Here is a 23,828-nt window from a genome sequence, read left to right on the forward strand (position 1 = left end):
TTACTCCTTCCCGAGGTCGACCGTCAGGCCGTCCATGATGTTGTTCACCGTGCGCATGGCGCACATCTCGCCGCACATGGTGCAGGTGCCGTCGGTCGAGGGCGGGGCGCTCTCGAAGTAGCGGCGCGCCTTGACGGGGTCGAGCGCCTCGGCGAACATGCCCTCCCAGTCCACGCGGCGGCGCGCGTCGCTCATGCGGTTGTCGCGGTCGCGCGCGCCGGGCAGCCCGCGCGCGATGTCGGCCGCGTGCGCGGCGATCTTCGTGGCCACGAGGCCCTCGCGCACGTCGGCGGCGTCGGGCAGGCGCAGGTGCTCGGCCGGCGTGACGTAGCACAGGAAGTCGGCACCCGAAGCCGCAGCCACCGCGCCGCCGATGGCGGCCGTGATGTGGTCGTAGCCCGGCGCGATGTCGGTGACGAGCGGCCCCAGCACGTAGAAGGGGGCGTCGTGGCACAGGCGCTTCTCCAGCTTCATGTTGGCGGCGATCTCGTCGAGGGCCATGTGCCCCGGCCCTTCCACCATCACCTGCACGCCCGCATCCCATGCGCGCTTCGTGAGCTTGCCGATCTCGATGAGCTCGGCGATCTGCCCCGCGTCCGACGCGTCGTAGGTGGAGCCGGGCCGCATGGCGTCGCCCAGGCTGATGGTCACGTCGTGCTCGTGCAGGATGGCCAGCACCTCGTCGTAGAACTCGTAGAAGGGGTTCTCGTTGCCGGTGGCCTCCATCCACGCAAAGATGAGCGACCCGCCGCGGCTCACGATGTTCGTGAGGCGGCCCGTCTCGCGAAACGACTCGATGGTGCGCCGGTTCATGCCGGCGTGGATGGTGACGAAGTCCACGCCGTCCTCGGCGTGCGCGCGCACCACGTCGAGGAAGTCCTCCACCGTGATGGTTACGAGCGGCTTCTCCAGGTAGCCGATCGCATCGTACAGGGGCACGGTGCCGATCATCGCCGGCGACTTCTCGATGAGCGCGCTGCGGAACGCGTGCGTCTTGCCGGTGTTCGACAGATCCATGATGGCCTCGGCGCCCAGCTCCAGCGCCACGTCCACCTTCTTCCACTCCTCGGCCTCGTCGGCGACGTCGCCCGAGATGCCCAGGTTCACGTTCACCTTCGTGCGCAGGCCGCCGCCCACGCCCTCGGGCGACAGGCTCGCATGGTGGACGTTCGCGGGGATGGCGATGCGTCCCGCCGCCACGCCCTCGCGGACGAACTCAGGGTCGCGGCCTTCCTTCTCGGCCACGATGGCCATTTCGCGGGTGACCGTGCCCGCGCGCGCCGCATCGATCTGCGTCATAGAACTCCCTTCGTTGGCATTACCCATGTCAGGTTCCTCGGGTCGAAGCGTGATTCGGCGCTTCCTCTCAGCCTGCCCGGCCGCGATGCGGCTGCAAGCTCCCCGGTATGAAAAGGTACGAGGGCAGTATACCCGACGCGCGCGCGGATGCGGAGCGCAATCGGCGAGGGGCCGCGAGGGCGTGCGCGATGGAGGGGCGCGTGGAGCGGGCCGAGGAGCGGGCGCGTGGAGCGCGGTCGGGGGAGTCCGCGGCCGAGTTCCCGAGTTATGCACCCTCACGGCAGGCTTTTGGGAGGCTTCGGGCATGGCCTCCTCCGCGCATGTTTCCAAAAGAGCAGGTGGGAAGCGTGCAACATCTCACCCTTTCGCCGAAGACGTTCGCGAAAAGGTGCATAACTCGGGAACCGGACGTTTTTCGGGGCCCTTCCGTGCCAGAGGGGTGCATAACTCGGGAACACAGCCCGGCATCCTGCTGCCGGCGCCTTGCAGACGCACCCGCAGCGACCGCGCGTTACGCCAGCGGGTAGAACACGTACAGCGTGCCCTCCTCGACGGCTACCGTCGCCTCCTCGCCGGTCAGCTCGTTCGACAGGCCGCGCGAGGTGCGGTTCGACAGCGGCTCGTCGTCGATCGAGTACGCCAGGCCGCGCTCGATGACGCCGCGCGCCGTGTCGTTGGCCGAGAACACCGACACGGTGCCCTCGGCAAGCGGCGGCAGCTCGAACACGTCGGGGCCGGTGAGCAGGCGCACGGCGTAGGTGTCGGCGATGGCCGTCACGTACGCGTCGCGCTCCGAGAACTTCGCGAACAGCTGCAGGTTCGCCAACGTGTGGTCGAGCCGCCCTCCCAGCGCGCCGTAGACGATCAGCTCGTCGTGATCCCAGGCCAGCGCCTTCTCGATGGCCAGCTCCATGTCGCTCTTGTCCTTCTTGACGGGGTGACGCGACACGCGGCGGCACTTCGGCACGTAGCCGAGCGAGTCGAAGTCGCCCACGGCCATGTCGGGCACCGCGCCGATGGCCTCGAGATGGGCGAAGCCCGCGTCCACCGCGATGACGAAGTCGAACTCCCCGGCCGCCTGACGGGCCTGGAAATCCTCCGCATTGAAATCGACCGCTCCCACGAGCGCGCACGTCGTCATGAACGAACCTCCTTCGCGCAGGCCGCAAGGGCCTCGCCTTCAAGCCGGTGAACGATAAGCGCGTCGATGCGCGCGGCGCCGAGGCGCTCGTAGAACGCGAGGCCCGACGGGTTCGTGTCGCGGCAATGCCACGACAGCTTCCCGCAGCCCCGCTCCTCGGCGAGCGCGGCCAGACGGCGCACGAGCGCGCGTCCGACGCCGCCCGCGCGGTGCGCCTCGTCGACGAACAGGTCCTCGAGGTAGAGGTTGCGCAGCCCGTTCCACGTGGAGAACGTGGTGAAGAAGACCGCGCACCCCACCACCCCGTCGTCGGCGTGCACCGCCAGCAGCGCCTCGCCCGCCCCCTCGTCGAACATGGTGCGCGCGAGGTCCTCGGCCGTGGCGGTCACGTCGGCTTCGCGGCCCATGAACGCGGCGAGCCCGCGCGTGAGCCGCAGGATGTCCGGCGCGTCGTCGCGCGAGGCCATGCGGAAGGTGATGATGGTATCCATGCGATCCTGCGCTTTCTCGTGCCTGCAAGGTGTTCGGTTTGCTAGAATACCATACGCGAGCGGGCCAGACGATCGCGCACTTCGGTGTGAGGAAAGTCCGGGCTCCACAGGGCAAGATGCCAGCTAACGGCTGGGCGGGGCGACCCGACGGACAGTGCCACAGAAAAGAAGACTCCCCCGGCGCTTCGGCGGCGGGAGAAAAGCTGAAACGGTGCGGTAAGAGCGCACCAGCGCGTCGGCAACGGCGCGGCTTGGAAAACCCCATCTGGAGCAAGCGCAAATAGGAACGCGACACGGTTGCCCGCCGTACGTTCGGGTTGCGTGCTTGAGGCGTCTGGCGACAGGCGTTCGAGATAAATGGTCGTCCAACGACAGAACCCGGCTTACCGGCCCGCTCGCCTTGTTTTTCCCACGTCTTCCGTCACACTTCCGGCATACGGCCGTCTAACAAGGTGTACGAGGAACGCGCAGGCGCTCCTTCCCCGACGAAAGGCGGATACATGCAATCTGGAACTCCCGACCAACCCACGTTCGACCTGGTGGACAAGGCTATCGCCGGCGATAGCCAGGCGCTCGAAGAGCTGCTTGCCTCCACGAGCGGCCTCGTGTTCAACCTCGCGCTGAGGTTCTTGGGCACCGTGCACGACGCCGAGGACGCCACCCAGGAGATCGCGGTCAAGATCATGACCCGCCTCTCGACGTTCCGCAAGGAAAGCGCGTTTTCCACCTGGGTGTACCGCATCGCCGTGAACCACCTCAAGGACTGCCGCACGCACCAGTTCGCGCACGCTCCCTTCAGCTTCGAGATGTACGGGGCCGACATCGTCGACGAGCGCGCGCACGACGTGCCCGACCTGTCCGAGGGCGTGGATCGCGGCATGCTGGCCCGCGAGTTGAAGCTGTCGTGCACGAACGTGATGCTGCAGTGCCTCGACGCCGACAGCCGCTGCGCCTACGTGCTGGGCACCATGTTCAAGGTGGACAGCCGCACGGCGGCCGACGTGCTGGGCATCACGCCCGAGGCGTACCGCCAGCGCCTGTCGCGCGCCCGCAAGACCGTGGCCGAGTTCCTGGGCGCGTACTGCCAGCACGGCGGGTCCGAGACGTGCTCGTGCGCGCGCCGCGTGGACTTCGCCATCGCGACGCACCGGCTGGCGCCGAGCAACCTGGAATACCTCGAGCTCACCGAGGAGGAGCGCGCGCAGGACGCCTTCGTCGACGCGATGGACGAGCTGGACGGCTACGCCAGCCTGTTCGACCAGCTGCCGGCCTACCGCCCCACCCCGCGCGCGAAGCAGCTGCTGGAGGCCTGCATGGGCACGGCGAGCTTCGCCGCGGTGACGAACGCGGGCGAGGGGGCCGCCCATGTCTAGCGCGAACGCGTGCATGCTGGAGTTCTTGGCCGACCTGCGCGAAAACAACTCCCTCGACTGGATGCACGCCAACGAGAAGCGGAAGAAGCAGGCCCAGGCGGCCTTCCTGGCACTCGTGCAGGGCTGCATCGACGACCTCGCCGAAACGGAGCCGGGGCTGGCGGCCCTCGACCCCAAGAGCCTCGTGTTCCGCATCAACCGCGACACGCGGTTCAGCGACGACAAGTCGCCGTACAACCCCTCGTTTCGCGCGCACATCTCCCCTGCCGGGCGCGCGCCCGTCCCCGTGGGGTACTACCTCCACCTCGCGCCGGGCGGGTCGTTCGCCGGCGGCGGGCTGTTCGCGCCGCACTTCAAGGACGCCACGCGCCTGGTGCGCGACCGGATCGCGGCCGATCCGCAGGCGTTTCTCGCCCTCGTGGAAGCGCCCGCGTTCGCCGAGCGCTTCCAGTTCCTCGGCATGCCGCTCAAGAACGTGCCGAAGGGCTACGACCCGGAAAGCCCCGCCGCGGCGTACCTGAAGTGCAAGTGCTGGTCGATCGAGCAGCACCTCGACGATGCCACGGCAGCCGACGACGAGGCCTGCCGGCGCGCCCTGCGGAAAAGCTTCGAGGCCATGCGGGCGTTCAACGGCTACGTGAACGAGGCGCTGGCCGGCTTCGAGATGCCGGCGCGGTAGGACGCCCCACCGCGCCGCATGCAAGCGAGGTCCCGGTCATCCTAAGCGCAGGCGGCGAAGCCGCCGGAGTCGAAGGATGCCGGGGCTCGCCCAAGAAGACGCAACGGGAGGCCCTGCGCTCACGCGGGGAACAGCGTGTACGCCGTGCCCTCGGGAGCGGCGTGCGGGCGGATGCTCACGCCGAAGGCGCGCTCGATGGCGCCGGTCCCGAGCACGTCCGCCACCGTCCCGGCCGCGGTGGCGCGACCGCGCTCCATGACGAGCAGGCGGTCGGAGTAGCGCAGCGCCAGGTCGAGGTCGTGGATGACCATGACGATGGTCTTCTCCGCCTCCTTGTTCAGGCGGCGCACGAGCTCCATCGTCTCGTGGCAGGCGCGGATATCGAGGTAGGTGGTGGGCTCGTCGAGCACGATGAGGTCGGTGTCCTGCGCCAGCGTCATGGCGATGAACGCGCGCTGGCGCTCGCCGCCCGACAGCCGGCGCAGCTCGCAGCCGCGGAACCGCGCGATGCCGGCCAGCTCGAGCGCGCGCTCCACCTGCTCGCGATCCTCGCGCGAGAGCCTCCCCTGGCGCGCCTGGTACGGGTAGCGCCCGCACGCCACGAGCGCCTCCACCGTCATCGCCGGCGGGCGGCTGGCCTGGGCCAGCACGGCCACGCGCCGCGCGCGCTCCTTGGCTTTCAGCGAGAGGGTGGCCACGCCGCCGATGCGCACCTCCCCCGCCTGCGGGCGCAAGAGCCCGTCGACGAGCTTGATCATCGTGGACTTCCCGCAGCCGTTCGGCCCCACGACGCTCGTCACCGCGCCGTGGGGGAACGCGGCGCTCAGCCCTTCGATGAACGGCTCCTTGCCGTACGAGAACGACACGTCGCGCACCTCGATGGCCGCGGCGCGCCCTGCGTCGGCGCTAGTCAAGGGAACCCCTCCTGTTCTTCATGATGAGGTAGATGAAGAAGGGGCCGCCGAGGAACGCCATGAGGATGCCCACCGGCACCTCGTACGGCGCGAACAGCACGCGCGACAGCAGATCGCACACGACGACGAACGCCGCGCCCGCCACGGCCGACAGCGGCATCACCAAGCGGTTGTCGTGCCCGACGAAGAACCGCACGAGGTGCGGGATGATGAGCCCCACGAACCCGAGCAGCCCCGCGAAGCTCACGGCGGCGCCCGCCAGCACGGCGGCAAGGCCGAGCATGGCGAGGCGGCACGCGCCCACGTTCATGCCGAGCGCGTGCGCCGTGTCGTCGCCGAGCGCCATGATGTTGAGCTTGCCCGCGCAGAGCAGCGCTGCGGCCAGGCCTGCCACGATGTAGGCCGCCGGCCACAGCAGGTCGTCCATGAGCACGCCGGCCAGGCCTCCCACGAGGAACGCCGACGAGCCGACGTAGGCGTCGGGGTTCACGATGAGGATGGTGTTCATACCCGCGCCGAACACCGACGTGATGGCGATGCCGGCCAGCACCACGGTGAGCCTCGACGTGCTGGCGCCCAGCGAGATGCCGAAGATGATGAGCGCCGTGACGAGCGCCCCGAGGAACGCCGCGAGCGGCGGCAGCCACAGCGCGCTGGGGAACACGCTGGCCGCGATCAGCACGAACAGCCCGGCGCCCGAGTTGATGCCGATGATGTTGGGGCTGGCCAGCGGGTTGTCTAGAACGGCCTGGATGATGGCGCCCGCCACGGCCAGCGCCCCTCCCGCCAGCAGCGCCGCCAGCACGCGCGGCAGGCGCACGTTCACGAGGATGCTCTTCGCCGACGCGCTCACGTCGCCGCCGGTCGCCCAGGCGACGAGATCGCCCAGGCTCACCGACGACGAGCCCACGAGGAACGCCGCCGCCGTCACGCCCACGAGGACGGCGGCGGAGACGACGATGGCGAGCGGCGCGGCTTTCTCACGGTTGAACGAGGTCACCGGACGGCCTTCCGCCTACGCGTACAGGGCGTCGAACAGCACCTGGTAGCTCTCGTCCCAGCGCTCGTTCGGCTTGTACTGGAACAGGTGCGGGTCGAGCGCGACGTAGCGCCCGTTCTGCACCGCATCGAGGGTCGCCCAGGCGGGGTTCGCCGCCGTCTGGTCTTCGAGCGCCTTCATGGCCGCCGCGTCGTCGTTGCCCATGGGCACCACGAAGATGAAGTCGGGGTTCATCTCGATGATCGATTCCAGGCTGAAGTCCTTGAGCAGGCTGGGGTTCTCGTCGGCCAGGTTCTTCACGCCGAGGTCGGCCAGCATGGCGCCCGTCATCGTGGAGGACGCCTGCACGCGGGTGCCGCCCGAGTACGTGGTCAGCACGAGGGCCGTCGGCGCCTCGCCCGCGGGCACCTGGGCCGTGATCGCGCCGATGCTGTCCGCCGTGGCCTGCGCGTTCTGCTCGTACAGGTCGTCGCGGCCCGTGATGTCGCAGCAGGTGCGCAGCATGCGCTCGTAGTCCTCGAACGTCGTCACCTGGAAGCACGCCACCGGGATGTCCGACGCGGCGAGCGCCGCCTTGAGGTCGGCTTGGTTCGAGTCGCCGCCGCGGCCGCCCGACCCGCTCGTCATGATGACGAAGTCGGGTTCGAGCGCGATGATGGACTCGAGGTTCGGGCTGGCGAAGTCGCCCACCTTCTGCACGTTCGGGGATACGAGGTCGTAGCCGGACAGCGTGAACGCGTCGTCAGAGGCGCCCACGAGCGTGCCGCCCGCAAGCTCCCACATGCTGGCGAAGCTGCCCATGCACGCTACCACGCGCTGCGGGTTCTCCACGGTCACCTCGGCGCCCGTGTCGTCGGTGAACGTGACCGCGCCGGCCTGCGGAGCCTGCCCGGCCTCCGCCTGCGAGGCGCTCGCAGCGCCGCCCGTTTCGGGCTGGGAGGTCGAGCAGCCGGCGAGGATCATCGTCGCAGCGAGGGAAGCGGCGACGGCGGTGGGCACGATGCGTTGGGAGATGATGGTCATGGGAGCGTCCTTTCGATAGCGGTGGTCAGACGGCGCTTACGCGCGTACCAAGGCGTTGCCGTGCGCGCAGTAGTCGTCCTGGGCGAGGATGTCGCCTTCGTGGTAGTAGGCGGCGCGGGCGCGGCAGCCGCCGCAGCCTTGCGCGTAGTCGCACGTGCCGCACGAACCGGAATACGCCTGGGTGCGCAGCTTCTCGAACACGGGGCTCGTCTTCCAGATCTCGTCGAAGGGCTGTGCGCGCACGTCACCCGCCTCCTCGGTCATGTAGGCGCAGGGGCGCACGATACCCTCGCTGCCGATGACGCAGTACGTGAGGCCCGCCAGGCAGCCGCGCTCGAAGCGCGTGTCCACGCCGAGCTGCTTCGCCACGCGCGTGAACTGGGGCGCGCACGTGGGCTTCACGTCGATCGGCACCTCGGCGGCCTTGCGCATGATGTCGTTCAGCAGCTTCTCGTTCTCCAGCACCTCGAGCGACGTCTCCTGGATGAACTTGCCGCGGCCCACGGGGATGAGGAAGAACACGTAGTGGGCCATCGCGCCGATCTCGACGGCGAAGTCGGTGATGGCGCACACCTCGTCGCGGTTCCAATCCACCACGGTGGTGTGCAGCTGGAACGGCAGGCCGGCCTGCTTGCAGGCCTCGATGCCCGCCATCGTGAGATCGTAGGCGCGCTCGAGCCCGCGGAAGCGGTCGTGCTTGGCCGCGTCGAGGCTGTCCACCGAGATGCCCATGGCGCAGGCCCCGGCCTCCTTCAGCCGCAGCGCGACCTCGGGCGTGATGAGCGTGCCGTTCGAGCCGAACACGGGACGCAGCCCGGCGCGCGCGGCATGCGCCACGAGCTCGTAGATATCGGGGCGCATGAGCGGCTCGCCCCCCGAGAAGATCATCACCTTGAAGCCGGCGCAGGCGATCTCGTCGATCATCTTCTTGCCCTCGTCGGTCGAGAGCTCCCGGTCGGTGGCCTCCTCGGCGTCCTGGTAGCAGTGAACGCATTTGAGGTTGCACTTGTTCGTCGTCATCCACGACACGAGCATGGGCGTATCCTTTCTTCGGTGCGGCAGGCCTTGGTCGGCGGCGCTGCCGTGGTTGCTGAAGCCGAACGAGGGTATGACGTGCCGTGCGGGAGCCGCAAAGGGAGGGAGGAGAGATGAGGTTTGCGGCGCCCGCACGGCGCCGAGATCGCGGCTTAGTCGGCCGGATCGGGGTGGGAACGGTACGAGGCGACGATGGCCTCCAGGTGGTCGAACACCGCTTGGCGCAGCTCGTCGAACGATCCGTCGCCGCCCGCGTGCGGGGCGATGTTCTCCATGAGGATGAAGTTCTGCTCGGTGCGCGCCGTGTCCTGCTCCATGTCCAGGTCGAGGTAGCGTTTGGCCAGCTCGCGGTTGCGCTCGCTGTCCACGGGCTCGCCGGCGGGCATGAGGCGGATGGTATCGGCGATCAGCTCGTGCCACTTCGACACGGACTCGCCGCGCGCCACCTGCTCCTCGACGGCCTCCTCGGCGGCCGGCGCGTCGTCGCGGATGCAGGTGAGGCGCCAGAAGAACTGGCTCTCGCCCTGGCAGCGCTCGATGGTGTCTGCCATGGCTTCCCAGTTCACGGACGACTCGGCAAGCGATTCGTCGTGCAGGGAGCGCAGCGTGGTCATGCGCTTGAACAGCGATTGGAACTGCTCCTCGATGGCGTCCATCTGCTCGCCGGCCAGCTCCTGCAACGCGGCCGACTCCCGGTAAAGAGCTGCATCGGATTTGATCTGGGCCAGCGACAGCCCGAGGTACTTCAAGGTCAGAATGCGATACAGGTCTTTCACGTTGTCGTCGGTGTACAGACGCTGGTTCTGCGGGCCCTTCGCCGACGGCGACAGCAGGCCCTGCTGGTCGTAGTACTGGATGGTGCGCACCGTCACGCCGACGCGCCGCGCCAACTCGCCGATAGTCAGGTAGTTCCGATCGGTCATGGATGCTCCTCTGCGACCTCCGCGAACACGGCCGCCGCACGCTCGTCTCTCGTCTTGCCGCGCGCCCCCGCGCGCTCGAACTGCAACCGAGCATACGCGATGACGCTACGTCACCGTCAACGGTCTACAGAAGATAGCGACAAAAATCGGGGAAATCTCTACGCGCGGGAGGGCGATCGCGCGCGCCGGCACCCCCTCATGCGCGCAAAAAAACGCGCCCCCCGGGAGGGGGCGCGTTCGTCGTTGCCGAGCACGCGACGCTCGAGCCTGCGGCTGCGTTAGTCGATTTCCTCGAACTCGAAGGCATCGTCGGCATCGCCGAAGCCGGACAGGTCCTTCTCGACGCCCGAGGGCATCGGCGTGGCCGGGGCGGCCACCACGGCGCCCGTCGCCTGGGGCACGGAGTACGCGCCGGCGCCGTCGCGGTTGATGGGAGCCTGGGCCGGAGCCGTCACGCGGCCCGTGGCGCTGGCCTCCACCACGTCGATCGTGCGCGCATGGGCGCTGACCGGCGCGGGGGCGGATACCGAGCCGCCGATCTCGGCCAGCTTGCGCGTGGCGTCGCCGATGAAGTCGGTGAGCAGGTCCTTGTAGTCCTCGCGCACGTCCTCGCGGTCGTCCTCGAGCTTCTTGATGGCGTCGAGCACCTTCTGGCGCTCGGCCTCGGCCTTGTCGACAATGCGCGTGCCCTCGTCCTCGGCGTCCTTGATGGTGGCCGCGGCCTGGGCGTTCGCGTTCGCGATGATCTCGTCGGCAGAGCGCTGCGCGATGATGAGGGCCTGGGCGATGGCGTTGTCGTCGGCCTTCTTCGCCTCGAGCTGGCGCTCGAGGTCGGCGATGCGCTCGTCCTTCTCGGCCAGCGCGGCGTCGTCCACCACGACGGCGGGAGCCTCGACGCGAGCCGGCGTATCGAAGCCGTCGAACTTGCGGTCGTCCAGCTGGTTCTCGAGCTGGGAGATCTGGGCGTTCATGCCGTCGATCTCGTCGGCGACATGCTCGAGGAACACGTCGACTTCGTCGACGTCGTAGCCCTTCCGGTCGATCGAGAAGCTCTGGTTGTGTATCTCAGCCGAGGTGATAGCCATCTGTAGTCCCTTCGTCTTGTTCGCGTGCGAACATGATTCTACGCATTAAAACAAGTTTATCAGTAAACGTACTCCTAATTGTAATACAAGCAGCGCAATGATGGGCGTAACGTCCACCATACCTCCAAGCGGGGGTATCAGCTTCCTGAATAGGTTGAGGTACGGGTCGCACACTTTGCCCAGTACCCGGTTGATGTCCGCCAAGATGCCCCGATCCGTGGGAAACCACGACATGAGCACGTAGACGAACAGCACCATACTGTACGCGTCGGCAAGCGACACGATAAGGTATTTGATGCTCAACATGCGTTTTGCTCCTTAGAACGTCGGACGGCCGCGGCCGCGCCGGCGACAATCGAATGAGGAATCACAGCACGCCCTGCCCGCGCAGGCTCATGCGCTCGGCGTCGGTGAGCGCCGCTCCGCGCGAGATGGCGAACACCTTGTCGGCCACGCAGTCCACGCTGGCGTCGAGGGCGCTCGACACGCCGAACGAGAAGTCGAGGATGCGCTTCGACAGGTTGTCGGGCGTGTTGCGCAGCGCGAGCACCACGACGTCGCCCGCCTTGAGCGCCTTCGCGATGCGCTCCACCTCGCTGTAGCTGGCCGGCTTGAGCACGGTGACCGAGCGGGAGGGGTTGTGCTTCGCGGCGCCCGTGCCCGCGTAGGCGTCGAACGGGTCGAACGCGGTGGTCGTGGCCGTGGCGGTGGCCACGGTGGCGCCGGAGGCGGTGGTGGTCGTTTGCACGGAGCCGCCCGAGATGGGGGGCATCGAGCCCAGCGTGTCGTCAGACGTGGAGGTGAACAGCGAGTTCAGGCTCTCCGAGCGCTCGCGGTTCGCCGCGGCGGTCGCGCGCGCGATGGGCGTGTTCGCCGGCGCGGGCTGCGCCGCGTCCACCATGGTGCGGTCGCCGCGGTAGGAGCCGCTCGAAGCCGCGGTCACGCGGCGCGGCGGCAGCGGATCGCGGTTGAGGCTCTCGGGCACCTGGGTGTGCGCGCGCACGTCGTCGATGGACACGAGCTTCGGCGGCGTCACGGACGAGCCGCGCGCCGAAGAGCGCCCGTGCGAGGCGCGTGCGGGGCGCGACGTCACGGGTGCGTAGGGCTCGTAGCGCGAGCCGGGCGCGTCGTCGGCGGGGAAATCGTCCTCGTTGTAGTCGGGGCCGTACTCGCCGTACTCCTCGTTGTAGTCGTCGAATCCCTCGTCGTAGTAGCCGTCGTCGTACTGCTGGTTGGCGTCGGCGAAACCGAGTTTCGATTTGATTCCCTCGAGCATTCCGTGCTCCGATTTCTTGATCTTTGGCAGCTCCATACCGTTCACCTGCTTCGTTTCTTATCCGGCGGTCCAGCCGCCGCTGCGTTCAGCGTCATGGCCGCGCCGCGCTCTCACGCGCGCGCGATGCCCTCGAAAGCGTCGTCGAACAGGGCTCGCCCGATGCGCACTATGGTAGCGCCCTCGGCTATCGCCTCATGCCAGTCTTCGCTCATACCCATAGAAAGCTCATCGAATACCGCGGCTCGGTCGGCGTCGAGGCCGCGCCGCAGGTCGTCCCGCAAACGGGCCAGGTCCGCGAAGCACGCGCGGGCGCGCTGCGCGTCGCCCTGCGGCGCCATCGTCATGAGGCCACGCACGCGCACGTGCGGAAAGCCCGCGCAGTACGCCAGCATGTCGGCGACCTCGCTCGGCGCAAGGCCGCTCTTGCTCTCTTCGCCCGACACGTTCACCTCGAGCAGCACGTCCTGGACCTTGCCTGCAGCCGCGGCCGCGGCGTCGAACTTCGGCACGTGGCGCTGCTGGTGCAGCGAATGCACGAGCGTCGCGTCGCGCACGATGTCGGGGATGCGGCGCGATTGGATGTTGCCGATGAAATGCCAGGTCTGCTGAGGGAAACGCGCACGCTTCTCCTCGAGGGAGTCCGGGCGGTTCTCGCCGAAGTCGTGCGCGCCGGCGTCGATGGCCTCGGCCACCTCGTCGGGTCCCACCGTCTTCGACACCGCCACCACGACCACGTCGCGCGGATCGCGCCCGCACGCCTCGCAGCAGGCGGCCGCCTCGGCGATCGTGCGCTCGTAGCGCTCCTTGAATCCCATGTCGATCACCTCACCTTCCGAAACGCCACCGCGCCATGGCGGCCGCACGTGCCGCCCGAGGCGCGGTACGAGAAGTACTCGTCGCTCGAACACACCGTGCACGCCCCCGCGTCGGCCACGCGCGCGCGGTCGACGCCGGCCTCCTCGAGGCCGATCGTCAGCGCCTCGAGCAGGTCGACATGGCGCTCGTCGGGGATGCAGGAGGACCCGAAGCGGTCCTCGAAGCGCTTGCGCACGTCGGCGCCCGTCTCGAAGCAGGATGCGTGGATATGCGGGCCCACGTACACGTTGCAGCCGCCTGCGGCATCCGGCCCCAGCTCGGCGGCGTCGGCGCGCGCGAGCGCGCGGACGGCCTTCGCGGCCACGCCGTTCACCACGCCGCGCCATCCGGCGTGCGCCACCGCGAAGCGGCCCGTGGGCGACACGACGATCACGGGCACGCAGTCGGCGAAGCACAGCAGCGCCGCCACGTTCGCCACGTGCGCGACGAGAGCGTCCGCCCCGGCGCGCGCCGCATCGCGCGCGGCGGCCAGCGCCTCCGGCGACGCGTCGTCGAGCTCCACCACCTCGTCGCCGTGCACCTGGCTCGGCACCACGAGCGGCACGTCGGCCGCGTCGAGCGCCTCCAGCACGAGCGCGCGGTTGCGCTCGACGGCTTCGGCGTCGTCGCCCACATGGTTTCCCAGGTTGAGCGCGGCGTACGGGCCCTCGCTCACCCCGCCTTCGCGCCCGGTGAACGCGATGCGCACGCCCGTGCGCTCGTACAGGGCGTCGTCGGTGAGCGCAGGAAGACAACGCGCGCCGAATCGGCGCGCGGTCATCTTCGGGATGGGCAGTTGTCGGGTCGCGACCATCAAGCGACCGCTCCTTACCGCTGGCGCTTCAGGAAGTCGGGGATGTAGTCCTCGTCGGCGAAGCGGCCGTCGCGCGACGTCGTGGAGAACGTCACGGGAGGAGCGGAGGGCATCGGCTCGGGCGCCGTCGTGGAGGCGAACAGGTCCTTGCGCGAGAAGTCCATGGAGGACTGTTGCGAAGAACCCATCTTAAAACCCGTGGCGATCACCGTGATGCGCACCTGGTCCTGCATCGACTCGTCGATGATCTGGCCGTAGATGATGTTGGCGCTCTCGTCGGCGCAGGCTTCCACCGTGCGCGCGGCCGCGTCCACCTCGGTGAGCGTGAGGTCGGGGCCGCCGGCGATGGAGAATAGCACGCGCGACGCGCCCGCGATGGACGCCTCGAGCAGGTTGGAGTTCGTGGCTTGCTGCGCCGCGTCGAGGGCGCGGTTCTCGCCGGAGGACAGGCCGATGCCCATCATGGCGGTACCGGCGTCCTTCATGACGGTGCGGATGTCGGCGAAGTCGAGGTTGATGAGGCCCGGGATGGTGATGAGGTCCGTCACGCCCTGGATGCCCTGGCGCAGCGTGTCGTCGGCGATGCGGAACGCGTCGAGCATGCTCGTCTTCTTGTCGACGATCTCGAGCAGGCGGTCGTTCGGGATGACGATGAGCGTGTCGACCTTCTGAGACAGCAGATCGATGCCCTGATCGGCCTGGTTGCGGCGGGTGCGCCCCTCGAAGGAGAACGGCTTGGTGACGATGCCCACCGTCAGCGCGCCGATTTCCTCGCGGGCGATCTCCGCGATGATGGGCGCCGCGCCCGTGCCGGTTCCGCCGCCCTCGCCGGCCGTGACGAACACCATGTCCGCCTCGGCGAGAGCCTCGCGGATCTCCGCGCGGCTCTCTTCGGCCGCCTGGCAGCCCACTTCGGGGTTCGCGCCGGCGCCGAGGCCGCGCGTCAGCTCTTCGCCGATGTGGATCGTCTTGTCGGCATCCGACATGAGCAGAGCCTGCCGGTCCGTGTTGACGGCTATGAACTCGACTCCTCGCACGCCCGCTTCGACCATGCGGTTCACGGCATTCGTGCCGCCGCCACCGACGCCGACGACCTTGATGACCGCCAAATGCTCGGAACCTATCTTGTTTGGCATTGTATCCTCCACACCTGCTGCGTTTTCAAATGCTGCGTTTCCCTTCGTGGGCACAGTTCACGTGCGGTTATTGTACACGATGCGTAACCATTTGCAAATTACGCTGCGGTAATGAAATGCGTACATCCACAGATATAGCGAATGAATCGGGTAAGCGGAAAGGCCGGGAAGCCGTCGCCGCACGCGCGGGAAGCCGCCTTGGGCGCCTTCCCGCCGCTCGTCGTTGGCGGGCGACCGTTGGCGAAACGGACGGAACCGACCCTATACGCAAGCGTCTCGCCATTACAGGATCCACACCGCCCCGAAGGCCCAGTCCTTTTGAGACGTGCGCAAGGAGGCACCCGCGGCCACCTGGAGGGTGCCTAGAGCGCCCTCCAGGTGGGACGGTCCACCACGCGCACGTTGATGTAGGCGAGGCCGTCGGGATGCTCTTCCATGATCTCGAGGCAGACGCGCTCCTTGTCGCGGATGTTCTCCGCCGTGCCGAACACGATCTCCACGCCGCTTTCCAGCGTGAGCGTGGTGGACTCGGTCTCGGTGGCCGCGACCTTCTTCACCTGCCCCGCCAGCTCGGTGGTCATGCCGGCCACGATGTCCAGCGCGTTGCTCACGCTGGCGTCCGAGCAGTACGCGCCCACCTCGGGCCGCGTGCCGTAGGGCACGTCGGTGATATGCAGCACGGTGGCGGCGTCCTCGTACACCTTCGGGCTCGTCCGCTTGCCGGCCTCGGAGTTCTGATCGGGGATGGGCATGAGCCACATGCCGTCCGACGCGATGGCCCACGCCTGCGTCGACTCGGCGTTCTCGGTGGGCACGTCCACCACCGCCGCGATGGTGCGCTCGGTGACGGCCAGCTCGAGCGTGTTCGGGAACACGCGGTTCACCGACACGTCCTCCACCCAGGCGTCCTGGAGCAGCCGGTCGCGGATGCCGGCGGCGTCCACGCGCAGCAGCGTGGTGCCGGCGGGCACGCTGGCCAGCTCCGACATGTCGGTGGCCGTGAGGTGCTCCACGCCCGTGACCGAGACGTTCTCGATGGTGAACAGGCTGGAATAGTACACGGCGAAGCCGCCGACGACCACCGCGAGCACGCACGCCGCGATGATGCCGATGCGCACGAGGTAGCGCCGGTAGGTTTTCTGCGCCCGCGACGAGCGCTCGGCGCGGTCGAGGTCGCCCACGCGCACCGACGACAGCGACGGGCGGCCCTGGCTCGCGCGGCGCTGCGGCAGCTGGCCGCCGGGCATGGCGCGGTAGGTGCCGGGCGTCGACGAGCGCGGCGTGGAGCTGCGCGGCATGCCGCCGCGCGCGGACGAGCGCGGCGCGGCGCTCGCGGGCCGTGCGCTCCTGCCGGCCGAGCCGGAAGCGCGGCTGCTGCGGGAGGTCGCTTTACGCGAACCCGAGGAAGCGGACTTCCGGTTGTAATTCGATGCCATACGTCTCGTACACCTTTGCCTTGACCAGGTTGATCAGTTCTATCACGTCGCGCGCGGTGGCGTTGCCCGTGTTCACGATGAAGTTCGCATGCACGTCCGACACGCTTGCGCCGCCGATGGCCAGGCCCTTGAGCCCGGCTTCTTCTATGAGCGCGCCCACCTGGGCGCCCTCGGGGTTGCGGAACACGCTTCCGCACGACGGCAGCGACAGCGGTTGCGTCTTCTTGCGCCGCGCGTGCGAGGCCTCCATCTTACCGCGGATGAAGAACGGGTCGGCAGGCTCTACGGAAAGTTCGCATTCGACGATCACTTCGTCCTCGGCGAACGAGCTGGAACGGTAGCCCCACGCGATCCGGTCGCCGTCGCGGCGCACGAGCCCCGCTTCGGGCGACAGCGTGGTCACCGACACCACGCGCGAGCCAATCCACTCGTCGCGCGAGCCCGCGTTCATGCGCAGCGCGCCGCCCACGGTGCCCGGCGTGCCCACGGCGAACTCGAAGCCCGCCAACGAGCGGCGGAACGCCTCCTGCACCACCGACGACAGCGGCACGCCCGCTCCCACGCAGAAGCTGTGCGTGTCCTCGTCGTAGCGGCACGTGCGGAAATCGCGCCCGAGCGTGATGACGACGCCGGGGAATCCCTCGTCGGCGACGAGCAGGTTGCTGCCCCGGCCGATGGCCACCCACGGCACGCCGCCCGTCTCGCACACCGTGACGAGCCGTTTGAGCGCGCCGACGGAGGCCACCTGCACGTAGAAGCGCGCGGGCCCGCCGATGCGGTACATGGTGTGCCGGGCCATGGGCTCGGACGGGTACACGTCGCCCTCGAACGCGTCGTCGACGAGCAGCGCCTCGAGCGGCGAGGTATGGCGCGCGGTCATCGCCGCATCACGCCTGCTGTCGCGTCGCAGCCGATGCGGCGGCGGGCACGGCGGCACCCGTCTGCGAAAGCGCGTCGATGAGCTGCGGTCCGATGGCGGTCACGTCGCCGGCTCCCATGGTGATCAGCAGGTCGCCCTCGCCCAGCTTGCCGGCGAGGTACGGCACCACCTCGATGCGGCGCGGCACGTAGGCCGCCTCGGGATGGCCCGCATGGTCGAGCACCACGTTGAGGAACGTCTTGCCCGACACGCCGGGAACGGGCGCCTCGCCCGCCGGGTACACGTCCATGAACGTGACGGCGTCGGCCGCGTCGAACGCCCGGCCGAAGTCGTCCTTGAGCACCTCGGTGAACAGCGGTGCGCGGGAGTAGCGATGCGGCTGGAACAGCACGTGCACGTGCGCGAAGCCCAGATGCGACGCGGCCTCGATGGTGGCGGCGATCTCGGTGGGATGGTGCGCGTAGTCGTCGACCACGGTGACGCCGGCGGCCTCGCCCACGAGGTCGAAGCGGCGCTTCACGCCGGCGAAGTCGGCCAACGCGGCCGCGGCCTGGGCCGGGTCGTAGCCGAGCGCCCACAGAAGACCGATGACGCCGGCGGCGTTCAGCACGTTGTGGCGGCCCGGGTTCTGCTTGATGCGCGCCTGCACGACGCTCCCGTCGGGCAGCGCGAGCGCGAAGTCGCTGCCCACGCCGTTCGGCGCGTACGCGCTGATGCGCAGGTCGCACGCGTCGTTGAAGCCGTAGGTGAACAGGCGCTTGCCCGAGGCGCGGGCCACGCGCACGAGCTCCTTGTCCTCGCCGCAGGCCACGACGACGCCCCCGTCGTCGGGAACCGAGCCGATGAACGAGGCGAACTTCTCGTAGATCTCGTCGAGGTCGCGGTAGTGGTCGAGGTGGTCCGCCTCGATGTTCGTCACGAGCACGGCGCGCGGCGCCAGGTGCATGAACGACTTGTCGCTCTCGTCGGCCTCCACCACGTAGTGCGCGCCCGTGCCCGAGTGCGCGTTCGTGCCGTAGGCCCGCACGATGCCGCCGATGAGGAACGTCGGATCCTCCCCCATGCCGTCGAGCACGCTGGCCAGCATGGATGACGTGGTGGTCTTGCCGTGCGTGCCGGCCACCGCGAGCGTCTCGAGGCCCACGCCCAAATGCGCGAGCATCTGCGCGCGATGCCAGATGGTCAGGCCGCGCGCCTTGGCGGCGGCAAGCTCGGGGTTGTTGTCGAGGATGGCGGTGGACACGACGATCACGGGGTCGCCGGCGGGGATGTTCGCCGGGTCGTGGCCGATGTGCACGTCGATGCCCGCCTCGCGCAGCTGCTTGGTGTAGCGGCTCTCCTTGAGGTCGGTGCCGCTCACGCGCATGCCCTGGTCGAACGCGACGCGCGCGATGCCGCTCATGCCGACGCCGCCGACGCCGATGAAATGTACCTGATCGATGTGCATGGTGTCCATAGTGCGTCCTCGGTCTCTCTCCTGTACTGCGAACCGCTATTGTACCCTATCGCGCCCGCGCTCAGCGCTGCGCGCGGGCCGCTTCCATGACCGCGTCGGCCAGAAGCCCCGCCGCATCGCGCGTCTTCTGCGCGCGCGCCGCGGCGGCCATGCGCGCGCGGAGGCCTTCGTCCTCGATGAGCTCGCGCAGCTTCTGCGCGAACGCGGGCCCCTCCACGTCGGCGTCGGCCACGAGGTAGGCGGCCCCCGCCTCCACGCACGCCTGCGCGTTCGTGGTCTGGTGGTCTTCCGTGGCGAAGGGGAACGGCACGAGCAGCGCGGGCAACGCGCGGGCCGAGATCTCGGCGAGCGACGTGGCGCCGGCGCGCGACACGACGACGTCGGCCGCGGCCATGGCGTCGCCCATGTGGTCGGTGTAGCCTAGCAGCTGCCAGCGCGCCTCCTGCTCGGGCGCGAGCGCCAGCTGCGCGCGCACGGCGTCGAGCTCCTTGGGGCCCGTCACCTGCACGATGTGCAGGTCGTCGTAGGCCAGAAGCTCGTCCTTGAGCGCCGCGACGGCCCGGTTGAGGTGCCGCGCGCCCAGGCTGCCGCCCGTCACCAGCAGCATGCGCGCGTCCGCGGGCACGCCGAAGCGCGCGCGGCCCTGCTCGCGCGTGGCGGAGAACACGCTCGCGCGCACGGGGTTGCCGGTCACCCGGACGCGGCTCTTGTCGGGCAGCGCCTCGGCGGCGTGCTCGTAGGTGAGGCACACGGCGGTGGCCCGCTTCGCGAGGTACTTGTTCGCCATGCCCATGACCGAATTCTGCTCGTGCACCACCACGGGGATGCCGCGCTGCTCGGCGGCGCGCGCCACGGGAATGCACACGTAGCCGCCGAAGCCCACCACCACGTCGGGCTCGATATCGTCGAACCACCGGCGCGCGAGGCCCGTGCTCTTCTGGATGGTGAGCACGGCCTTCGGCAGCGTCAGCGGATGGTTGCGGTTGAAGCCCTGGGCCTCGAACGGCGTGAACGGGATGCCCGCCTCGCGCACGAGCCGCGCCTCCACGCCCGTGGGCGTGCCGGCGAAGCGCACCTCGCAGCCGCGCTCCTCGAGCACGTCCGCCAAGGCGAGCGCCGGGTTGATGTGGCCGGCGGTCCCGCCGCCGGAAAGAACGACCAGCATAGTGCTACCTCCTACCCCTGCTCGACGACGAGCGCTCGCCGCGCCTCGGCGGCGGGGCGTCGTTCGTCGCGCGCACGACGCGCAGGTCGGCGCGTCGGCGATCGTAGATGCTCGGCGCCTCGGCGCCGCGCGATACCGACAGGATGATGCCCACCATGATGAGCATGGCCACGAGCGACGAGCCGCCCGACGAGATGAACGGCAGCGGCTTGCCCACCACGGGGAACCAGCCGATGACCATGGCGATGTTGAGGAACGCCTGGAACGCGATCATGATGGTGCAGCCGCCCGCCACCATGGTGCCGAAGTTGTCGGGCGACGACTGCGCGATGCGGGTGCCCGCGTACAGGAACAGCAGGAACAGCGCGATGACCACCGCGGCGCCCACGAGCCCCAGCTCCTCGCCGATGATGGCGAAGATGAAGTCGGTGTCCGCCTGGGTGAGGTACAGGTACTTCTCGTGCGAGTTGCCGAGGCCGACCCCGAACAGGCCGCCGCCGGACAGCGCGTACAGCGAGTGGATGAGCTGGTAGCCCGTGCCGAAGCCGCCCTCGCCGTCGTTCCACGGGTTCATGAACACCATGAGGCGGTCGCGGCGGTACGACGAGCCGAAGATGCCCACGAGGCCGAGCGCCACCACCACGGCGATCACGATGAGCATCGTGCGCAGCGGCACCTCGCCCAGCCACATGACCGCGAGGATGCCCACGACGCAGATCATGGCCGTGCCCAGGTCGGACTGGGGACCCAAGATGATGAGCACCGGGGCCAGCACGAGCAGGCCCACGAGCGCGAAGAACACCCACACGGAGTACTGCCCCTCGCGGAAGTCCGAGAACAGCCGCGCCGCCACCAGCACGAGCGCGATCTTCGCGAACTCCGAAGCCTGGAGGCTGGCCGAGCCGATCATGAGCCAGCGGCGCGCGCCCCATTCCTCGTCGCCCACGCCCGCCACGGCCGTGACCACGAGCAGCGCGAACGCCACGGCCCAGATGGCCCACACCGCGTTGCTGCGCCACAGCGACACCGGCACGAGCTTCCAGATGATCGCCGCGATGACGACGCCCGCCACGGCGAACTTGATCTGGTTGAGGGTTTCGCCCATCGGATCGACCGCCTCGCTGCCGGCCTTCGCCAGGGTGATGACCGCCGAGGTGGAGTAGATCATCACGAAGCCGATGAGCATGAGGGCGAGCACCGACAGCAGAAGGATGATCCGCGGTCCCATGATGTGGGCGGGTGCGCCCTGCCTGTCGCGTTGGGTAGCCATGGCAGCCCGCTACGCGCCGAGCGCGGAGGCCGCGCCGGCCACGAGCGTCTTGAAGGCGCTGCCGCGCTCCTCGAACGAGCCGAACTCGTCGAAGGAGGCGCAGGCCGGGGACAGCAGCACGACGTCGCCCGCCGAGGCCTGCGCGAGGCCCGCGCCGAGCGCGTCGGCGAGATGCTCCGCGCGGGCCACGGCGAACCCCGCCGGAGCCTGCTCGCGCGCCGCTTCGAACGCCGCGGCAAAGCGCGGGCCCGCCGCGCCGAAGCACACGACGGCGCGCGCATGCGCGTGCGCGGCCGCGACGAGCGGCGCGAGGTCGGTGCCCTTGTCGTCGCCGCCCAGCAGCACGACGGGGCGCGTCTCGGGAAACGCGGCGAGGGCCTTGAGCGTCGCATCGACGTTCGTGGCCTTGGAATCATTGTAGCAGCGGACGCCGCCGACGGTGCCGCAGGGCTCGATGCGGTGCTCGAGCGGCTTGAACGAGCGCAGGTGCGCGGCCACGTCGCGGGCGTCCACGCCGAGCGCGAGCGCGGCGGCCGTCACGGCCAGCGCGTTCGAGGCGTTGTGCTCGCCCTTGATCTGCAATTCGGCGGCGCGCCCCGCAGTATATTCCGTCCCGCCCAGCGCCACGCGCAGCGTGCCGTCGGCGTCGAGGAACGCGGCGTTGTCGCTGCCGCACGCGGCGCGCATGTCGCCGCCGAGGCCCGCCGCCGTGCCCATCGGCACGTACGCGAAGCCGCGCTCGTCGGCGTCCAGGGCGCGCAGGCGGCGCACCTCGGCGCGCACGACGTCGTTCGTCGCGTCGAGCACCGCCACGGCCCCCGGCACGCCGTCCAGGTTCGCCAGCAGCTTGAGCTTCGCGTCGCGGTACGCCTCGAAGCTGCGATGCCAATGCAGGTGGTCGGGCGTGATGTTCAGCAGCACGGCCACGTTCGGCGCGAAGCGCGCCGTGGAGGCCAGCTGGTAGGACGACACCTCGGCCACGTAGACGTCCGTGCGCCCCGCGGCCACGGCCTCGATGCACGGGTCGCCGATGTTGCCCACGGCCGCGGCGGCGAGCCCCGCCCCCGCCAGCACGTGCGCGGCGAGCGCGCAGGCCGTCGTCTTGCCGTTCGTGCCCGTCACGGCCACCCAGCGGCTGTCCGCGGCGCTCTCGCGCCAGGCGAACTCCACCTCGCTGATCACCTCGGCCGACACGGCCGCGGCCGCCTCGTAGAACGCCGAGAACTGCGAGATGCCGGGGCTCGCGATGCACAGGTCGAACGACCCGCCCGCCGCGTCCGCCAGAACGCCCACGGCGTCGTCCTCGAACGCCACGAGCGCGCCGGCCGCGCGCGCCTCGGCCGCGAACTCCTCGGAGGCCGCGGTGCGCGCGCCGGCCGCGATGGCCAGCGCGTCCACGCGCTCGCCCACGAGCGGCAGCAGGTACGCCGTCGCGGCGCGCCCGCTCTTGCCCAGACCCAAAACGAGCACGCGCCCCAGATGGTGCGGCGCGTGCTTGCGATTCGCTATGAGCTCCCGCGACGCCATGGCTTACGCCACCGCCATGAGGGTCTCGGCGAAGTACAGCGAGAAGCCCGTCGCGGCCAGCACGCCGGAGATGATCCAGAAGCGCACGACCACCTTCGTCTCGCTCCAGCCCTTCTTCTCGAAGTGGTGGTGCAGAGGCGCCATGAGGAAGATGCGCTTCTTCGTCTTCTTGTAGTAGAACACCTGGATCATGACGGACAGGGCCTCGGCCACGAACAGGCCGCCGATGATGAGCGACACGAACTCGGTCTTCGTGAGCACGGCCAGGCAGCCCAGCGCCATGCCGAGCGCGAGCGACCCGGTGTCGCCCATGAAGATGTCGGCCGGGAACGAGTTGAACCACAGAAAGCCGATGCACGCGCCCGCGAGCGCCGCGGCGAAGATGGCGGGCTCCAGCAAATCGGAGCGGTACGCGATGGCCGCCATGACGATCATGACGATCATCACCGTGCCCGCCGCCAGGCCGTCGAGGCCGTCGGTGAGGTTCACGGCGTTGCACATGCCGACGAGCAGGATGTTCATGAACAGCAGGTACAGCCAGGGGATGGCGATGCCGTCGCCGAGGGGAACCACCGTCGTCAGGATGCCGAAGTCGAGCGTGACGACGAAGGGGATCTCCACGGTGGGCTCGATGCCCAGCCAGTTCACGGCCACGAGCACGAACGCGGTGGCGATGGCCACCTGCCCCACGATCTTCGCCTTCGGGGTGAGGCCGAGCGAGCGCTCCTTCACCACCTTCGATGCGTCGTCGATGAGGCCGAGCAGGCCCGTGAGCACGGTGGCCGCCAGAAGCACGAACGTCTCGGGCGTGGGCATGCCGATGAACAGCGCCGCCGCGATGACCGCGATCAGCATGATGACGCCGCCCATGGTGGGCGTGCCCTGCTTCACGAGGTGGCTCTCGGGGCCGTCGGCGCGCACCTGCTGGCCGATGTGGCTCGACTTGAGGAACTTGATCCACAGCGGCGTGAGCACCATGGTCACCACCATGGCGAACACGATGGCGAGGAATACGAGAAACGTCGGATATTGGTTGAATACCGTAAACAT

Annotated in this window: 23 protein-coding genes, 1 other RNA gene and 1 riboswitch; of the genes, 3 read left to right on the top strand and 21 right to left on the bottom strand. The window is 69.2% G+C overall.

Annotated features, from left to right (window positions below):
* From thiC to H8S61_RS11270, 3 genes are all read right to left on the bottom strand, one after another.
* Entirely contained in the window at positions 1-1,299 is a 1,299-nt protein-coding gene (thiC, locus tag H8S61_RS11260; RefSeq protein WP_255466588.1) for a phosphomethylpyrimidine synthase ThiC, read from the bottom strand.
* Positions 1,288-1,414: riboswitch (TPP riboswitch) on the bottom strand. It overlaps the preceding gene by 12 nt.
* A gap of 396 nt (positions 1,415-1,810) precedes the next feature.
* Positions 1,811-2,440 (bottom strand): thiamine diphosphokinase, encoded by a 630-nt coding sequence (locus H8S61_RS11265; protein WP_186939066.1) that lies wholly within the window; start codon positions 2,438-2,440, stop codon positions 1,811-1,813.
* Positions 2,437-2,931: a GNAT family N-acetyltransferase gene (locus tag H8S61_RS11270; protein WP_186939067.1), complete on the bottom strand. Its 495-nt coding sequence runs from the start codon at positions 2,929-2,931 to the stop codon at positions 2,437-2,439. Before H8S61_RS11270 ends, H8S61_RS11265 begins: the two co-directional genes overlap by 4 nt.
* A 56-nt stretch (positions 2,932-2,987) precedes the next feature.
* Between H8S61_RS11270 and rnpB the strand changes: the two genes are divergently transcribed.
* The 3 genes from rnpB to H8S61_RS11285 all read left to right on the top strand — a co-directional run bounded on the left by rnpB (position 2,988) and on the right by H8S61_RS11285 (position 4,983).
* An RNA gene (gene rnpB, locus H8S61_RS11275) (RNase P RNA component class A) lies at positions 2,988-3,333 on the top strand.
* A 98-nt stretch (positions 3,334-3,431) separates the two neighbouring features.
* On the top strand, positions 3,432-4,304 hold the full coding sequence (locus tag H8S61_RS11280) for an RNA polymerase sigma factor (RefSeq protein ID WP_186939068.1): 873 nt from the start codon (positions 3,432-3,434) through the stop codon (positions 4,302-4,304).
* Positions 4,297-4,983 carry a DUF2461 domain-containing protein gene (locus H8S61_RS11285; protein ID WP_255466589.1) on the top strand — a complete coding sequence of 229 codons (687 nt, stop codon included), beginning with the start codon at positions 4,297-4,299 and terminating at the stop codon, positions 4,981-4,983. The genes H8S61_RS11280 and H8S61_RS11285 overlap by 8 nt, the downstream gene beginning before the upstream one ends.
* A gap of 119 nt (positions 4,984-5,102) precedes the next feature.
* On the opposite strand, the gene H8S61_RS11290 is transcribed toward H8S61_RS11285, so the two are convergent.
* The 18 genes from H8S61_RS11290 to mraY all read right to left on the bottom strand — a co-directional run bounded on the left by H8S61_RS11290 (position 5,103) and on the right by mraY (position 23,828).
* Positions 5,103-5,897, bottom strand: coding sequence for an ABC transporter ATP-binding protein (locus H8S61_RS11290; protein WP_222617687.1), 795 nt, complete (start codon positions 5,895-5,897; stop codon positions 5,103-5,105).
* On the bottom strand, positions 5,890-6,897 hold the full coding sequence (locus H8S61_RS11295) for a FecCD family ABC transporter permease (protein WP_186939069.1): 1,008 nt from the start codon (positions 6,895-6,897) through the stop codon (positions 5,890-5,892). Before H8S61_RS11295 ends, H8S61_RS11290 begins: the two co-directional genes overlap by 8 nt.
* 15 nt (positions 6,898-6,912) lie before the next feature.
* Complete coding sequence (locus H8S61_RS11300; protein WP_186939070.1) at positions 6,913-7,920, bottom strand: ABC transporter substrate-binding protein; 1,008 nt, start codon at positions 7,918-7,920, stop codon at positions 6,913-6,915.
* A 36-nt stretch (positions 7,921-7,956) separates the two neighbouring features.
* Positions 7,957-8,955, bottom strand: coding sequence for a putative heme d1 biosynthesis radical SAM protein NirJ2 (nirJ2, locus tag H8S61_RS11305; protein WP_186939071.1), 999 nt, complete (start codon positions 8,953-8,955; stop codon positions 7,957-7,959).
* A 152-nt stretch (positions 8,956-9,107) separates the two neighbouring features.
* Entirely contained in the window at positions 9,108-9,878 is a 771-nt protein-coding gene (locus tag H8S61_RS11310; protein ID WP_160942818.1) for a MerR family transcriptional regulator, read from the bottom strand.
* Positions 9,879-10,156: 278 nt separating this feature from the next.
* Positions 10,157-10,963 (bottom strand): DivIVA domain-containing protein, encoded by an 807-nt coding sequence (locus H8S61_RS11315; protein ID WP_160942817.1) that lies wholly within the window; start codon positions 10,961-10,963, stop codon positions 10,157-10,159.
* 45 nt (positions 10,964-11,008) lie between these two features.
* On the bottom strand, positions 11,009-11,269 hold the full coding sequence (locus H8S61_RS11320) for a YggT family protein (RefSeq protein WP_154333874.1): 261 nt from the start codon (positions 11,267-11,269) through the stop codon (positions 11,009-11,011).
* Positions 11,270-11,330: 61 nt separating this feature from the next.
* Positions 11,331-12,275 carry a cell division protein SepF gene (locus H8S61_RS11325; protein WP_160942816.1) on the bottom strand — a complete coding sequence of 315 codons (945 nt, stop codon included), beginning with the start codon at positions 12,273-12,275 and terminating at the stop codon, positions 11,331-11,333.
* Positions 12,276-12,349: 74 nt separating this feature from the next.
* Positions 12,350-13,054: a YggS family pyridoxal phosphate-dependent enzyme gene (locus H8S61_RS11330; protein WP_160942815.1), complete on the bottom strand. Its 705-nt coding sequence runs from the start codon at positions 13,052-13,054 to the stop codon at positions 12,350-12,352.
* Between the two features lie 5 nt (positions 13,055-13,059).
* A complete protein-coding gene (locus tag H8S61_RS11335; RefSeq protein ID WP_186939249.1) occupies positions 13,060-13,908 on the bottom strand; it encodes a purine nucleoside phosphorylase YfiH/LACC1 family protein in 849 nt (282 codons plus the stop codon).
* 14 nt (positions 13,909-13,922) lie between these two features.
* Entirely contained in the window at positions 13,923-15,044 is a 1,122-nt protein-coding gene (gene ftsZ, locus H8S61_RS11340; RefSeq protein ID WP_160942814.1) for a cell division protein FtsZ, read from the bottom strand.
* A gap of 362 nt (positions 15,045-15,406) precedes the next feature.
* Complete coding sequence (locus tag H8S61_RS11345; RefSeq protein WP_160942811.1) at positions 15,407-16,480, bottom strand: cell division protein FtsQ/DivIB; 1,074 nt, start codon at positions 16,478-16,480, stop codon at positions 15,407-15,409.
* Entirely contained in the window at positions 16,434-17,360 is a 927-nt protein-coding gene (gene murB / locus H8S61_RS11350; RefSeq protein ID WP_186939072.1) for a UDP-N-acetylmuramate dehydrogenase, read from the bottom strand. Before murB ends, H8S61_RS11345 begins: the two co-directional genes overlap by 47 nt.
* Before the next feature lie 7 nt (positions 17,361-17,367).
* Positions 17,368-18,816, bottom strand: a complete 1,449-nt coding sequence (gene murC, locus H8S61_RS11355; protein ID WP_186939073.1) for a UDP-N-acetylmuramate--L-alanine ligase — start codon at positions 18,814-18,816, stop codon at positions 17,368-17,370.
* 61 nt (positions 18,817-18,877) lie between these two features.
* Complete coding sequence (gene murG, locus H8S61_RS11360) at positions 18,878-19,981, bottom strand: undecaprenyldiphospho-muramoylpentapeptide beta-N-acetylglucosaminyltransferase (protein WP_186939074.1); 1,104 nt, start codon at positions 19,979-19,981, stop codon at positions 18,878-18,880.
* 4 nt (positions 19,982-19,985) lie between these two features.
* On the bottom strand, positions 19,986-21,251 hold the full coding sequence (locus tag H8S61_RS11365; protein ID WP_160942807.1) for an FtsW/RodA/SpoVE family cell cycle protein: 1,266 nt from the start codon (positions 21,249-21,251) through the stop codon (positions 19,986-19,988).
* 9 nt (positions 21,252-21,260) lie between these two features.
* Positions 21,261-22,778, bottom strand: coding sequence for a UDP-N-acetylmuramoyl-L-alanine--D-glutamate ligase (gene murD, locus H8S61_RS11370; protein WP_186939075.1), 1,518 nt, complete (start codon positions 22,776-22,778; stop codon positions 21,261-21,263).
* Between the two features lie 3 nt (positions 22,779-22,781).
* A complete protein-coding gene (mraY, locus tag H8S61_RS11375) occupies positions 22,782-23,828 on the bottom strand; it encodes a phospho-N-acetylmuramoyl-pentapeptide-transferase (RefSeq protein WP_154333860.1) in 1,047 nt (348 codons plus the stop codon).

Source organism: Eggerthella hominis (genome assembly GCF_014287365.1).
GTDB classification, from domain to species: domain Bacteria; phylum Actinomycetota; class Coriobacteriia; order Coriobacteriales; family Eggerthellaceae; genus Eggerthella; species Eggerthella guodeyinii.